This is a genomic window from Arthrobacter sp. StoSoilB5 (assembly GCF_019977235.1).
GTDB lineage: Bacteria > Actinomycetota > Actinomycetes > Actinomycetales > Micrococcaceae > Arthrobacter.
In genome coordinates, this window is sequence record NZ_AP024646.1 from 160,618 (window position 1) to 173,145 (window position 12,528).

Consider the following 12,528-nt stretch of genomic DNA (forward strand, 5'->3'; position numbering starts at 1 on the left):
GCCGGGGCATTAGGTTTTTAAGCCCATAGTTTGTTGGCTGGCCTTCCGGAGGCATGCCCGGACCACCCCTGGGAATATTCCGTGAATCGTTCCGGCACCCACAGCCGGGTTTATCCGGGACTTTTGGGACAGCCCAAAGCGAGGGTCGGCCACTTGCCCGCGTTTGCTCGACCAGCCGGTGCCCTGAACAAGCTGAATACCTCGTTGGCGCGCCGCCGCGTCCAGGCGGGACGGCGTTCCCCGGGCGGCCATCCTCGCAGCGAGGGGGGTGCCAGGTTTATTCCGCTGGGCGTCATGTTTCCCCTGTGGCGAACACGCTCCAAAAGTCGGGCTTCGGCACGTAGCATCAAAGTACGTCGTAGCTAGGAGTGTGGCGAAATGTTTGAGAGATTTACGGACCGTGCCCGTCGCGTGGTTGTCCTTGCCCAAGAAGAGGCACGGATGCTCAATCACAATTACATTGGTACCGAGCACATCCTCTTGGGTCTGATCCACGAGGGTGAAGGCGTTGCCGCAAAGGCGCTTGAGTCCCTGAGCATTTCGCTCGATGGCGTCCGCGAACAGGTGCAGGAGATCATCGGCCAGGGCCAGCAGGCTCCGTCCGGGCACATCCCCTTCACGCCGCGCGCCAAGAAGGTGCTTGAGCTTTCGCTCCGCGAAGCACTGCAGCTCGGCCACAATTACATCGGAACTGAGCACATCCTGCTCGGCCTCATCCGTGAGGGCGAAGGCGTTGCTGCCCAGGTGCTGGTCAAGCTCGGTGCGGACCTTAACCGTGTCCGCCAGCAGGTCATCCAGCTGCTTTCCGGCTACCAGGGCAAGGAAGCCGCCGGTTCGGGTTCCAGCCAGGGCCAGCCGGAGGGAACCCCGGCAGGTTCGGTGGTGCTGGACCAGTTCGGACGCAACCTCACCCAGGCTGCACGCGAGAACAAGCTCGATCCCGTGATCGGCCGCGAGCAGGAGATGGAACGCGTCATGCAGGTCCTCTCCCGCCGCACCAAGAACAACCCCGTGCTGATCGGTGAGCCCGGCGTCGGTAAGACGGCCGTCGTCGAAGGCCTTGCCCAGGCGATTGTCCGCGGCGACGTCCCGGAGACCATCAAGGACAAGCAGCTGTACACGCTTGACCTTGGTTCGCTGGTTGCCGGCTCGCGTTACCGTGGTGACTTCGAGGAGCGCCTGAAGAAGGTCCTCAAGGAGATCCGCACGCGCGGTGACATCATCCTCTTCATCGACGAGATCCACACCCTCGTTGGTGCAGGTGCTGCTGAAGGCGCCATCGATGCTGCATCCATCCTGAAGCCGATGCTTGCCCGTGGTGAACTCCAGACTATTGGTGCCACCACGCTGGATGAGTACCGCAAGCACATTGAGAAGGATGCCGCGCTCGAACGCCGGTTCCAGCCGATCCAGGTCAAGGAGCCTTCCGTTGCCCACGCGATCGAGATCCTAAAGGGCCTCCGGGACCGCTACGAGGCACACCACCGCGTAACGATTACCGACGGCGCCCTCGCCTCAGCCGCGCAGCTGGCCGAACGCTACATTTCGGACCGCTTCCTGCCGGACAAGGCGATTGACCTCATCGATGAAGCCGGTGCGCGCCTGCGTATCCGCCGCATGACCGCTCCGCCGGAGCTCAAGGCCATGGACGAGCGCATTGCCGACGTCAAGATGGAGAAGGAATCCGCCATCGACGCCCAGGACTTTGAGGGTGCCGCTTCGCTGCGCGACAAAGAGCAGAAGCTCATTGCCGAACGCGCTGAGAAGGAACGCAACTGGAAGTCCGGCGGCATGGATGACATCTCCGAGGTTGATGAAGACCTGATCGCTGAGGTTCTCGCGAACTCCACCGGTATCCCCGTCTTCAAGCTCACCGAAGAAGAGTCTTCGCGGCTCCTCAAGATGGAAGACGAACTGCACAAGCGCGTCGTCGGCCAGGACGAGGCCATCAAGGCCCTGTCCCAGGCTATCCGCCGCACACGTGCAGGCCTGAAGGACCCCAAGCGTCCGGGTGGCTCGTTCATCTTCGCCGGGCCTACGGGTGTCGGCAAGACCGAGCTCGCCAAGGCCCTTGCCGAGTTCCTGTTCGGTGAAGAGGACGCCCTCATCACGCTGGACATGTCCGAGTACTCCGAGAAGCACACGGTTTCGCGACTCTTCGGTGCACCTCCGGGGTATGTCGGCTACGAAGAAGGCGGCCAGCTGACCGAGAAGGTTCGTCGCCGTCCGTTCTCCGTGGTCCTGTTCGACGAAGTTGAGAAGGCCCACGCGGACCTCTTCAACTCGCTCCTGCAGATCCTGGAAGATGGCCGCTTGACCGACTCCCAGGGCCGCGTGGTGGACTTCAAGAACACCGTGATCATCATGACCACCAACCTGGGTACCCGCGATATCTCCAAGAGCGTCGCAACCGGCTTCCAGTCCGGCACGGACACCCAGACCGGTTACAACCGGATGCGTGCCCGGGTCACGGAGGAGCTCAAGCAGCACTTCCGCCCCGAGTTCCTCAACCGTGTTGACGACGTCGTGGTGTTCCCGCAGCTCACCCAGGACGAAATCATCGAGATCGTGGACATGTTCGTTACCCGCCTGGAGCGCCGCCTCAAGGACAAGGACATGGGCATCGAGCTCACCACGGCAGCCAAGGTTCTCCTGGCCACTCGTGGTTACGATCCAGCAATGGGTGCCCGGCCCCTCCGCCGCACCATCCAGCGGGAGATCGAGGACCAACTCTCCGAGAAGATCCTCTTCGGCGAGTTGCACTCCGGTGACATCGTTGTGGTGGATGTGGATGGCGAAGGCGACGACGCGAAGTTCACGTTTGCAGGCAACGCCAAGCCGCGAATCCCGGAGATTGCTCCTACCGCGTAAGGTGTCAAGCATTGAGGCCCCGCCATTCCGCAAGGAATGAGCGGGGCCTCGGCGTTTCCAAGCCCAGCGAATCGAATGCGAATATCTGAAAGTAGTGTTTCACTGTGAGTGAACTACTCTGTGATCAAGCGCACAATACGTGTTGAATCGGAGCATGGATTCGACTGAGACCCCAACCCCGGGCACGCGACCTGAAACCCCTTTTCACGACATCGACCACTACCTCTGCATTCCCAGGGTCAGTGGTCTGGCGCTGAGCCCCGACGGCAAACGCCTGGTCACAACCGTTTCAACCCTGAACGGCAAGGGCACTGAGTTCGTCAACGCGCTGTGGGAAATCGATCCCACCGGCCAAAGCCATGCCCGACGGATTACGCGGAGCTCCAAAGGAGAGGCTGGCGCCGCCTTTGCGGCCAACGGCGATCTGTACTTCACGTCTTCCCGCCCCGATCCCGACAATTCAGATCCTGACGCCGATCCCGTGAATGCGCTGTGGCAGCTCCCCGCCGATGGGGGAGAGGCCCGTGTTGTGCACTCGCGCGCCGGAGGTATCGGGTCCGTCATGGCCGCTAGGAATGCGGACGCCATCTTCGTCAACGCCGAGGTTTTGGCAGGCTCCAGCAATGAGGAGGACGACGAAAAACGCCGCAAGGCCCGCAAAGACATCAAAGTATCCGCCATCCTGCATAGTGGCTATCCTGTCCGCTATTGGGATGCGGACCTGGGTCCTTCAGAGCCGCGCCTGTTCGTAGTGGAGCCGGGCGAGGAGGAAGAAGCCGGCAAGCCAACCACCGTTGACGCCCCGGCCCGTCTTAAGCTGCGGAACCTGACGTCCGGCGTCGGAGGATCCCTGCGGGAAGCCAAATCTGTCGTGAGCCCCGATGGGAAGACCATTTACACGAGCCTCACCAAAGCACTCGCCAAAGCCGATAGCCGTGAGGTACTTGCCGCCGTCGACGTCGCCACTGGGACCCTCAAGGTGCTTCTGGACCGCGAAGGCATGAGCTATTTCCCGGGCCCTGTCAGCCCGGACAACCGCACTCTGGTGGTGGAGAGCGAGAGTGACACCACGCCAACCCAGGCTCCGCAGGTCAAGTTGCACCTGCTCGACGTATCAGGAAGCGAAACAACGGACCTGGAGCCGCTCGCCCACCAGTGGGACCGCTGGGCTACTGCCTTGGCCTGGCTCCCGGATGGCAGTGCCATCCTGGTGAAAGCGGACGACGACGGCGCGTCGCCGGTTTTCCGGATCGACGTCGCCGACGGTGGCATGACGCGGGTGACGAAAGATGCCGCCGCATATTCCGACGTCGTAGTTTCGCCGGACGGAACCACAGCGTACGCACTCCGGAGCTCATACGAGTTTCCCGCTGAGGCTGTGCGGATCGAGCTCTCCACCGGGGATGTGGTCAGATTGAACGCGCCGGCGGAACGGCCTGTATTCAAGGGGCACCTCGAACGCGTGGAAACGACCGCGGAGGACGGCTCTCGAGTGCCGGCATACCTGGCACTCCCGGAAGCTGCATCCGGTGACAACCCTGCTCCACTCCTGCTCTGGATCCACGGTGGACCGCTGGGCTCATGGAACGCGTGGACCTGGCGTTGGAACCCGTGGCTGCTGGTTGCCAAAGGCTATGCCGTGCTGCTGCCTGACCCTGCGCTCTCCACAGGTTACGGGCAGGAGTTTATCCAGCGTGGGTGGGGTGAATGGGGCAAGAAGCCCTTCTCGGACCTCATGGCTATCACCGATGCCGTAGTTGAGCGGGCGGATATCGACGAGTCGCGTACAGCGGCAATGGGCGGATCCTTCGGCGGCTACATGGCCAACTGGGTGGCCGGCCAGACTGACCGCTTCAAGGCGATCGTGACCCACGCCAGTTTGTGGGCGCTGGACCAGTTCGGTCCCACGACGGATGCCGCACAGTACTGGCTGAAGGAAATGACCGTGGAAATGGCGATGGAGAACTCGCCGCACCTGAATGTACGCAACATCAAGACGCCCATGCTGGTGATCCATGGCGACAAGGACTACCGCGTCCCGATAGGTGAAGGCCTGCGGCTTTGGTACGAACTATTGTCCTCGTCGCAGCTGCCAGCGGATGAAAACGGCCAGAGCCCGCACCGGTTCCTGTACTTCCCCGACGAGAATCACTGGGTACTGCAGCCGCAGCACGCCAAGGTTTGGTACGGAGTGGTGGAGCACTTCCTGGCAAAGCAGGTGCTGGGCGAGGAGGTGGGCCTGCCGGAGGAGCTGGGGCTCTAAGCGCGAAATGTCTGGGACATTTACCGCGTGCTCGCTCGTTCCTCGCTTAGACGCACGCTACGTAAATGTCCCAGACATTTCGCTCGTGACAGTGGCGTCCGTCATGCGCCGCCCAGCACCTCTTTGCCTCGTAGTATGGGGGAGTGAATTCGACCTTTAGCCTTCGTCCTGCCCGCACTAGCGATGTGGCGGCGATTAAGAGGTTGGTGGCGCCACTGGCGGAGCAGCGGATTCTGATGGCCAAGGAAACTGTGGCGTACTACGAGAGCCTCCAGGAATTCCGGATTGCCGAATCCCTTGACGGCGACGTGATTGGCTGCGGCGCCCTGCACGTCATGTGGGAAGACCTTGCAGAGATCCGCACCTTGGCGGCAGCGGACGCGTGGCGTGGCCGGGGCGTGGGACACGTGCTGGTGGAGGATCTCTTGGAAAAAGCCAAGGAGCTCGGTGTCAGCCGCGTCTTCTGCTTGACGTTTGAGGTGGACTTCTTCAAACGTCACGGCTTCGAGGTCATGGAGGATCAGTCAGCCGTGGACCCGCAGGTGTACTCGGAGTTGCTGCGCTCGCATGATGAAGGCGTGGCGGAGTTCCTGGATCTGGCGCGGGTAAAGCCGAATACCCTGGGCAATACCCGCATGATCCGGCACCTCTAGGAAGACCCGCAACAAGAGCTGACGGATACGGAGACTAACCCTGCCCGGATTATGCGTGATTTAAACGCTCTTCTCTTATCTAAAGTTGATGGATAAACTGATGGAGGCTTGCTGGGGAGCTTCCGCCAATCGGTCAATCGAGAGAAGATCATGCAGTCCCACGCGTCGTTTTCAGGTAATTCAAGCGTTTCAGAACTCCAACTCAGCGTGCGCGGTCCCGTGTTCACGCCTGCCGATCCCGGCTTCGCAACCGAGGTAGCGGCCTTCAACCTCTCTACTCAACACCAGCCGGACCTTGCCTTCGGGGCCCTCGATGCAGAGGACGTTTCGGCGGCGGTCAGATGGGCGGCGGAACGGGGAATGCCCGTAGCCGTCCAGTCCACGGGGCATGGTGCAACAAACGCGATAGAAGGCGGGCTGCTCATCAGTACCCGCCGCATGCTTGAGCTCAGCATCGACCCCCTTGAGAAGACTGCCCGCGTCGGGGCAGGTGTCCGCTGGAAGGCCGTGGTTGAACTTGCTTCGACCTTCGGTTTGATGGGCCTCTGTGGTTCAACCACCGACGTAGGCGTGGTGGGTTACACGCTGGGCGGTGGCCTGCCGATCCTTGGCCGTAAGTATGGCTTCGCCTCGGATCATGCCATCGCTTTCGAGCTGGTCACAGCCGACGGCACCCAGCAAAGGGTGACCAAGGACGAGAACCCCGAGCTGTTCTTCCTCCTTCGAGGCGGCAAGGGCAACCTGGGCATTGTGACCGCCATGGAATTCCATCTCTTCCCCGCCGCCGATCTCTATGCCGGGGGCGTTTACTTCGACGGCGAACACGCCCCGGAAGTTTTGGGGGCGTTCAGGGAATGGGTGCCGTCCCTCCCCGTTGAGGCATCGGCGTCGTTGGCGTTTTTGCGCCTTCCTGAGATGGACATGATTCCGGAGCCGCTTCGGGGAAAGTTTGTAATCCACCTCCGCTACGCCTACCAAGGCGACCTGGCAACTGCGGCGGATCTCCTTGAGCCCATGCGCCGGAGCGCACCGTTCATGATGGATGCCACCGGGCCCCTGGAGGCAAGCCAGTTCGACACCATCCACCAGGATCCGGACCAGCCGGTCCCGGTCCGTGAGCATGGCTTCCTGCTCGACCGCTTGGATGAGGAGGCCGCCGAGGCAATCCTGCGGCATTTTGGTCCGGGCGTCGAGAGCCCGGTGTTGTTGGCCGAACTTCGGCTGCTGGGCGGCGCCCTCGCCAAGAGCGCGGAGGGCGAGGACATTGTGGGTGGCCGTGACGCGGCGTTCAGCTTCTTCATGGGTGCCATGGCTGTGCCCCCTGTTGTTGAGATGCTGCCGAAAGTCTTCGAGGCCGTGCACACAGACCTTCGGCCGGCTGCCAATGCAGGCACATTTGTAAACCTTCACGGGCACTTTGTGGATGCCGAAGACAGAGAGCGGCCATGGGGTCCCAGCGCGCGGGAGCGGCTCAAGAAGGCGAAGGCGGAGCTGGATCCGAAGAACATGTTCAGCTTTGGGCATGTAGTCGGGCTCCCCGTCACGGAACAGCCGGTGGTTATGGATCAGACCGTGCTGCTCGAAGGCGTCGTCACCTCCGGCGGCGACGCAGTGCTGAACAGTTGAGGGGGCGGACCGTGCAAGATCGTGTCACGTTTCCGGACTTTTCAGCTTTCCAGATAGACATCCCACACGGATCCTGGCCGAACGAATCTTTCTGGCCGGGGACAGCCCACTCAAACCCGGACCTGTACTCAGCATTTTGGCTCGATTTCCACGCCCGGAGCGAGGCGGAGATCAGTCCTGCAGCCACCGCCGCGGAGCCCGGGCTTCCCGACAAATAGCGTTGTCATTCCGGCGGGGACAGGTCTTTGGGACCGTCCCTGCCGGCCTTTAACGGCCTTGGCGCCTGGGCCTGTCCCTCTGGCCCCTACCGTGTGCCCGGGCCCCGGTAGTAGGGTCAGAGCACCAGCCAGCGCACGCCCAGGAGCACGTCATGAAAAAGCTCATCAATGATCCACGCGCCGTTGTGGACGAGTCCGTTGAAGGTTTCGGCATGGCCCATGCCGACATCGTGGTCGTCCATCCCGAGCCAAAATACGTTATCCGGAAAGGCGCACCTATAGCGGGCAAGGTTGCCTTGGTATCCGGCGGCGGCAGCGGCCACGAGCCACTCCACGCGGGTTTCGTCGGCCTCGGCATGCTCGACGCCGCTGTGCCCGGTGCCGTCTTTACTTCGCCCACGCCAGACCAGATCATACCGGCGACGGTCGCTGTCGACTCAGGGGCCGGCGTCGTGCATATCGTCAAGAACTACACAGGCGACGTCCTAAACTTTGAGACTGCGGCGGAGATGGCGCAGGCCGAAGGCGTCCACGTACGTTCGGTGCTGGTAAACGACGATGTCGCCGTGGAGGACTCGTTGTACACGGCGGGCCGCCGTGGAGTAGCTGGGACTGTCCTCGTGGAGAAGATTGCGGGTGCTGCCGCCGAGCGGGGTGACGGTCTTGAGGCTGTTGCCGCCATCGCCGAGCGGGTGGTGGCCAACGTGCGCACCATGGGAGTCGCGCTTTCTGGCTGCACGGTTCCGCACGCGGGTACACCGAGCTTCGAGCTGGCGGATGACGAGATCGAGATCGGCATCGGTATCCATGGCGAGCCCGGACGCCACAGGATGGCCATGGAAGGCGCTGACGCGATTACCGACCGTCTGCTGGAACCAGTGCTCGAAGATCTCGCCATCTCGTCCGGAGACAGGGTGCTGCTGTTCGTCAACGGCATGGGCGGCACGCCGCAGAGCGAGCTCTACATCGTCTACCGAAGGGCTGCCCAGGTACTCGCGGAGCGTGGGGCATCTGTGGAGCGCTCACTGGTGGGAAACTACGTAACGTCCCTTGAAATGCAGGGTTGCTCGGTGTCCGTTCTGCGCCTCGACGACGAAATGGTGCGGTTGTGGGATGCTCCAGTCCACACGGCTGCCCTGCGTTGGGGAGCGTGAGCATGGGCCTGGGCGTTGATTGGGCGGTGGACTGGCTGAAGCTCTCGGCGAAAGCCATGGCCGAACACCGAACGGAGCTGATTGAGCTGGACCGGGCAATCGGCGATTCGGACCACGGCGAGAACATGGACCGTGGATTCCAAGCCGTGCTGCAGAAGCTGGATGAGACGCCACCGGAGACGCCGGGAGCTGCGCTGAAGGCTGCTGCGATGGCGCTGATGTCCAAGGTGGGTGGAGCTGCCGGGCCGCTGTATGGAACGGCATATCTGCGTGCCGCCACTTCATTGGGCGACTCGACTGACATCGAAGGCGATGCGTTGGCTTCCGCGCTCGCGGCTGCCCGGGATGGCGTGGTGGCCCGCGGCAAAGCCGAGACAGGCGACAAGACCATGATTGACGCGTGGACGCCGGCAGTGGAGGCGGCGCAGAACGCCGCGTCCAATGGCAGCGATGTGCTCGCCGTCCTGGAAGCTGCTGCCGAAGCGGCCGAAGTGGGGGCCGTGGCCACTGACCCGCTGGTGGCCCGCAAAGGCCGCGCCAGCTACCTGGGGGAGCGAAGCGCGGGGCATCGCGATCCAGGTGCGGCTTCCACGGCTTTGCTCATGCGCGCCGCAGCAGCTGCAGCCGGCTCCGCAGGAAACACGGGAACCGACGCCGCATGACGGTTGGGATTGTGGTTGTCTCGCACAGCAGCAAAATCGCTGAAGGCGCTGTGGAGCTGGCAGCCCAGATGGCGCCCGACGTCGAACTCGTCGCCGCCGGGGGCACTGACGACGAACGGATCGGTACCAGCCTCGAGAAGGTGCTGGCCGCCGTCGAACAGTCACTGATTGATGCGGGAGGCGACGGCGTGGTGGTGCTGACGGACTTGGGCTCGGCGGTGATGACTGCTGAATCCGCGATCGAATTCGCCAGCGATCCCGACGCCATATTGCTTGCCGATGCGCCTCTGGTTGAAGGGCTGGTGGCTGCGGCTGTCGCGGCTCAGGGCGGGGCCGGCGTCGAGGAGGTGCGTAAGGCGGCGGAGGCTGTTGGATCCGCGGCTTCCACTGCTACTGGCGCGAAGGCCGCTTCCAGCGCGTCGCCCGAACCAGATGCTACCGGCGATTTTGAGCTGATTAACCCCATGGGCATCCACGCCCGGCCGGCGGCCAAGATAGCCGGTGGACTGTCTGGCCTTGACGCTGAGGTGACTATCAACGACGTTGACGGGACGTCCATGATGGCGCTGATGACGCTCGCGGCAGGGCAGGGCGCAACCTTGCGCGTGCAGGCCCGTGGCAAGGATGCAGCAAAGGCTGTTCAGTATGTCGGGCGGCTGGTAGGCGAGGGGTTCGGGGAGCTGTAAACACAAGCTTCAACAAACCGCGCCGGCCCAAATATTGCTAAGTATGCTGATTAGTGATGTTGTAGAGGTACAGGTTCACTACTAGGAAGAGGTGCGACATGGGTGCTGACGACAAGATGGAGAACGCTGGCGAGAAGATCGCAGGCAAGGCCAAGGAAGCTGCCGGAAAGCTTACCGACAACGAGCGTCTGGAAGCCGAAGGCAAGGGCGACCAGGTCAAGAGCGACCTCAAGGGTGCCGGCGAGAAGGTGAAGGACGCCTTCAAGAACGACTAGGAATTCGGGCGGGGCCGCTGCAATTTGCAGCGGCCCCGCCTTGCTTTTGCGTTTAATAGGGAATACCCCGTGCGATCAGATGGAGGATTCTTCGTGAATTTGCTGGTGAAATTGTTCGGTCTGGCAGTCAGCCTCGGAGCTGGTGTGCTGGCAAACAAGACGCTTGAAGGGCTCTGGGAGAAGAAGACAGGAAAGCCTGCCCCCAAGGACGGAACCAACCTGAACGATTCCTTGCCTGGAGTACTGGTGTTCGCCGTGGTTTCGGCGGGCGTTGGTGCGGTGGTTCACGTTCTCACCCAACGGGGAACCAAGAGTGCACTGGCTCGCTTTAAGAAAACGGCAGACGAGGTCTAGGAAAATGGCTGTAGCAAGATTCCCCAGTGTTGTTATCGATTGCCCGGACGCCCCCGCCCTGGCTGCCTTTTACGGCGAATTGCTGGGCTGGGATGTCAAGGGCGAAACTGATTGGTTCGAGATCCGTCCAAGTGATGGGAACAACTGCATCGCCTTCCAACAGGTGGAGTCCTATCACGCGCCGGACTGGCCGGGGCAAACGGTTCCTCAACAGATGCATCTTGATCTGATGGTGGAGGACCTGGACAAGGGCGAGGAAGTGGCTCTTTCGCTCGGTGCAAGCAAAGCGGAGCACCAGCCGGGGACCACCTTTAGGGTGTTCCTTGATCCGGCCGGCCATCCGTTCTGCCTGTGCCTGTCCTAACCCTGCTGGGCCGCCCACTCCTCAACGCGCCGGTTGCTTTCCTCTTCGGAGAGATCTTCCACGCGGGTCATGATGGACCAGCGGACGCCGAAAGGATCGCGGATGCTGGCATATCGATCCCCTGAGACGAACGTGGTGAGCGGTTCGCGGATGGTGGCCCCGGCTTGTTCCGCCCGTTGCACAAGTGCGTCTGCGTCCGGGCAGTAGAAGCCCATGGAGTAGCAGTCATCATCGCCATCGGGTGCCGGGACCAAGTGATATTCCTGGTTTGGCTCGCCGAGCTGAAGGTGGCCGTTGCCAAGGTCGAGTTCGGCATGGACCACAACTCCGCCCATCTCCGTAGCGCCAACCAGCCGTGCGCCGAAAACGTCCGTGTAGAACGTGATCGCATCTTTGGCATTGGGTATGGCAAGGAACGGCGTGAGGCTGGTCAGGCCGTTGGGAATTCCGTGGGTGGTGTACTTGCCGTGGGCGGCAGTGGCTGGCTCTGTGCTTGTAGTATCTGTCATGTCCACGACGCTACGGGCCGGGCTGTCCCCGGCGCTTGGAGATTCGCGACAGACTTTGTTGGGGAGGGGCCTCATGGATGGTTCGTTCAAGGGCATTCTGTACCCCGCGCGACTTCCCACGTTCAACCGTTTGGCGGCGCCGGAATCTGTTGCGGAGTTGGTCCAGTGGTTCTGGATTCCCGAATGGGATATTGAACCAGGCCGCACCTCCCGGCAGCATCTGATCGCAAACCCCGCAGCCAACCTCGTTGTGCAGATGGATAACGTGGTGTATTCCGGTCCTACAACCCGTGCCGGTTATCGCGACTTGAATGGCCGGGGTTGGGCAGTGGGAGCGCTGCTGCGCCCGGCCGCGGTTCCTGTGTTCACTGACGATCCCGGCAGCCTGCGCGACGCCGAACTTGCATTGCCGTTGGGGGACCTCCAGAGTTCCGTCGCCAGGGCCATGAACGCCCCCGACGGCGGCACCCGGCGAGAGAGGGCAGTGGACGCCTTTGCGTCGTGGCTGGGTGCCCTTGGCTACTCACCTTCCGAAGAAGCCTTGCTGGCGAACCGGATGATGGACATTATTGGGTCCGATCCGGAGGTGGCCCGGGTTGACGACGTCGCCGCCCGGCTTGCCGTTTCGGGCCGGACGCTCCAGCGAATTGCGAGGAAATACATTGGGATCAGCCCGTCTGCGCTGATCCGTCGCCGTCGCCTGCAGGACGCCGCCGAGAAGGCACGTTTGGATCCTTCCGCTGATCTTGCGGACATCGCCGCCGAGCTTGGGTACACCGACCACGCACACCTCACGAACGACTTCCAGAAGTTTTTGGGGCTCACGCCTAGCACCTATCGGCGTGCCGTCGGCAGTTAGCCGCGCTCCCGCAGCAGCAGGTTGACCCTGCTGC

General features: G+C 62.3%; 12 protein-coding genes. 11 read left to right on the top strand and 1 reads right to left on the bottom strand.

All coding sequences use genetic code 11. From position 1 onward, the window contains the following. The first annotated feature begins 378 nt into the window (after window positions 1–378). From LDN75_RS00770 to LDN75_RS00815, 10 genes are all read left to right on the top strand, one after another. A complete protein-coding gene (locus tag LDN75_RS00770) occupies window positions 379–2,871 on the top strand; it encodes an ATP-dependent Clp protease ATP-binding subunit (protein WP_216922749.1) in 2,493 nt (830 codons plus the stop codon). A gap of 154 nt (window positions 2,872–3,025) precedes the next feature. Next, entirely contained in the window at window positions 3,026–5,134 is a 2,109-nt protein-coding gene (locus LDN75_RS00775; RefSeq protein WP_223935303.1) for an alpha/beta fold hydrolase, read from the top strand. Between the two features lie 143 nt (window positions 5,135–5,277). Beyond that, window positions 5,278–5,787, top strand: coding sequence for an amino-acid N-acetyltransferase (locus LDN75_RS00780; RefSeq protein ID WP_223935304.1), 510 nt, complete (start codon window positions 5,278–5,280; stop codon window positions 5,785–5,787). Window positions 5,788–5,937: 150 nt separating this feature from the next. Continuing rightward, window positions 5,938–7,413: an FAD-binding oxidoreductase gene (locus LDN75_RS00785; protein WP_223935305.1), complete on the top strand. Its 1,476-nt coding sequence runs from the start codon at window positions 5,938–5,940 to the stop codon at window positions 7,411–7,413. 370 nt (window positions 7,414–7,783) lie between these two features. Then, window positions 7,784–8,785 carry a dihydroxyacetone kinase subunit DhaK gene (dhaK, locus tag LDN75_RS00790; protein ID WP_223935306.1) on the top strand — a complete coding sequence of 334 codons (1,002 nt, stop codon included), beginning with the start codon at window positions 7,784–7,786 and terminating at the stop codon, window positions 8,783–8,785. Window positions 8,786–8,787: 2 nt separating this feature from the next. Then, on the top strand, window positions 8,788–9,447 hold the full coding sequence (gene dhaL, locus LDN75_RS00795; RefSeq protein WP_223935307.1) for a dihydroxyacetone kinase subunit DhaL: 660 nt from the start codon (window positions 8,788–8,790) through the stop codon (window positions 9,445–9,447). Beyond that, entirely contained in the window at window positions 9,444–10,133 is a 690-nt protein-coding gene (dhaM, locus tag LDN75_RS00800) for a dihydroxyacetone kinase phosphoryl donor subunit DhaM (RefSeq protein ID WP_223935308.1), read from the top strand. The genes dhaL and dhaM overlap by 4 nt, the downstream gene beginning before the upstream one ends. 98 nt (window positions 10,134–10,231) lie before the next feature. After that, window positions 10,232–10,408 carry a CsbD family protein gene (locus LDN75_RS00805; RefSeq protein WP_223935309.1) on the top strand — a complete coding sequence of 59 codons (177 nt, stop codon included), beginning with the start codon at window positions 10,232–10,234 and terminating at the stop codon, window positions 10,406–10,408. Between the two features lie 93 nt (window positions 10,409–10,501). Continuing rightward, complete coding sequence (locus tag LDN75_RS00810) at window positions 10,502–10,762, top strand: DUF4235 domain-containing protein (protein ID WP_223935310.1); 261 nt, start codon at window positions 10,502–10,504, stop codon at window positions 10,760–10,762. A gap of 4 nt (window positions 10,763–10,766) precedes the next feature. Beyond that, window positions 10,767–11,126 carry a VOC family protein gene (locus LDN75_RS00815; RefSeq protein ID WP_223935311.1) on the top strand — a complete coding sequence of 120 codons (360 nt, stop codon included), beginning with the start codon at window positions 10,767–10,769 and terminating at the stop codon, window positions 11,124–11,126. Here the strand turns inward: LDN75_RS00815 and LDN75_RS00820 are convergent. Next, window positions 11,123–11,635, bottom strand: coding sequence for a VOC family protein (locus tag LDN75_RS00820; protein ID WP_223935312.1), 513 nt, complete (start codon window positions 11,633–11,635; stop codon window positions 11,123–11,125). The genes LDN75_RS00815 and LDN75_RS00820 overlap by 4 nt on opposite strands. Before the next feature lie 73 nt (window positions 11,636–11,708). On the opposite strand from LDN75_RS00820, the gene LDN75_RS00825 reads away from it, so the two are divergent. Further along, window positions 11,709–12,494: a helix-turn-helix domain-containing protein gene (locus tag LDN75_RS00825; protein WP_223935313.1), complete on the top strand. Its 786-nt coding sequence runs from the start codon at window positions 11,709–11,711 to the stop codon at window positions 12,492–12,494. Window positions 12,495–12,528 lie beyond the last annotated feature (34 nt).

Bases quoted from the DNA above. Each gene is read 5' to 3' on its own strand.
- LDN75_RS00775 (WP_223935303.1), top strand. From the start codon at position 3,026: ATGGATTCGACTGAGACCCCAACCCCGGGCACGCGACCTGAAACCCCT.
- LDN75_RS00770 (WP_216922749.1), top strand. From the start codon at position 379: ATGTTTGAGAGATTTACGGACCGTGCCCGTCGCGTGGTTGTCCTTGCC.
- dhaK (WP_223935306.1), top strand. From the start codon at position 7,784: ATGAAAAAGCTCATCAATGATCCACGCGCCGTTGTGGACGAGTCCGTT.
- LDN75_RS00825 (WP_223935313.1), top strand. From the start codon at position 11,709: ATGGATGGTTCGTTCAAGGGCATTCTGTACCCCGCGCGACTTCCCACG.
- dhaL (WP_223935307.1), top strand. From the start codon at position 8,788: ATGGGCCTGGGCGTTGATTGGGCGGTGGACTGGCTGAAGCTCTCGGCG.
- LDN75_RS00820 (WP_223935312.1), bottom strand. From the start codon at position 11,635: ATGACAGATACTACAAGCACAGAGCCAGCCACTGCCGCCCACGGCAAG.
- LDN75_RS00805 (WP_223935309.1), top strand. From the start codon at position 10,232: ATGGGTGCTGACGACAAGATGGAGAACGCTGGCGAGAAGATCGCAGGC.
- dhaM (WP_223935308.1), top strand. From the start codon at position 9,444: ATGACGGTTGGGATTGTGGTTGTCTCGCACAGCAGCAAAATCGCTGAA.
- LDN75_RS00815 (WP_223935311.1), top strand. From the start codon at position 10,767: ATGGCTGTAGCAAGATTCCCCAGTGTTGTTATCGATTGCCCGGACGCC.
- LDN75_RS00785 (WP_223935305.1), top strand. From the start codon at position 5,938: ATGCAGTCCCACGCGTCGTTTTCAGGTAATTCAAGCGTTTCAGAACTC.